Origin of the sequence: Clostridium sp. CAG:43 (assembly GCF_000434655.1) — a bacterium.
Lineage (GTDB): Bacteria > Bacillota > Clostridia > Lachnospirales > Lachnospiraceae > Otoolea > Otoolea fessa.
In genome coordinates, this window is the sequence record NZ_FR895071.1 from 6,043 (window position 1) to 6,950 (window position 908).

At 38.0% G+C, this 908-nt stretch carries 1 protein-coding gene; it reads left to right on the forward strand.

Going from position 1 to position 908, the window contains the following annotated elements; all coding sequences use genetic code 11:
- Window positions 1-628: 628 nt before the first annotated feature.
- A partial coding sequence (locus QVO97_RS05655) for a hypothetical protein (RefSeq protein ID WP_288189079.1) occupies window positions 629-908 on the forward strand: 280 nt, incomplete at its 3' end.

The following is a 908-nucleotide window of genomic DNA, read 5'->3' on the forward strand; positions in this document are numbered from 1 at the left end:
GTGCCCAGTAACGAAATTTGCCGTGGCTTCGCATTTAAATACGGCAAATTTCTATTGCCACTGCGTTTTCTTACGGCACTTTCGGTTCTAAAAGTGCCGTAAGAAAACGCGGCTTTGCTCGTAAGCAGCAGACACTTGCTCCTTATAAAAATCTAAATACTTTAGGTATATAGATTTTTATAGGGAATTATACATATTACACAAAACAGTGCTGCTATTTCTGGCAAATATGACCACAAAAGTCGATGAAACTATTCGCGAAAGCATCCTTTCACGAATAGTTGACAGTTTTATTCCTATTTTTGCTACCGAAATCATAATCTATGTATAACAATAATCATGTATAACATATATATAACATATCACAGAATCAGATTGACGCCTTTGTGGTTTCATGATAATCTATATACATAAAATAAAGTATGACGCAATTTGAAATTTCAGTTTAAATCGAACGTTATAAGACTTGGCGCATGATCTTTGCAAAGCACTTCTTTGAAATCAGTTTGATAAGCAGCGTATTATCTCGCGTAACTGTCTACATGAGTATGAACAGTTACCATCTCGCAGCAAGAATGTCAGGGTATTAAATAAACAGTTACAAAAAATAGATTGGAGAATATAGAATATGGGAGAAATTAAACAGGCAAACTTTCGAATCGATTCCGATACAGCGGATGCTTTCCGTGCATTTTGCGAACAAAAAGGAATGAACCAGGCCCAGGGCTTTGATCATGTGATGCAGGTGTTTGAGTTAAATCAAGCCAAATCCTCAATCCCGGGGAGAAGTGTCGAGATTGAGGAGTTTGAAACCATGGTTAAGTCCATCACCTCCGCATATCTGTATAGCTTGGAATTGAACCAGAATGCAGAAGCCAGAGCACGGGAGGAGTTCTCTTCTGAACTCC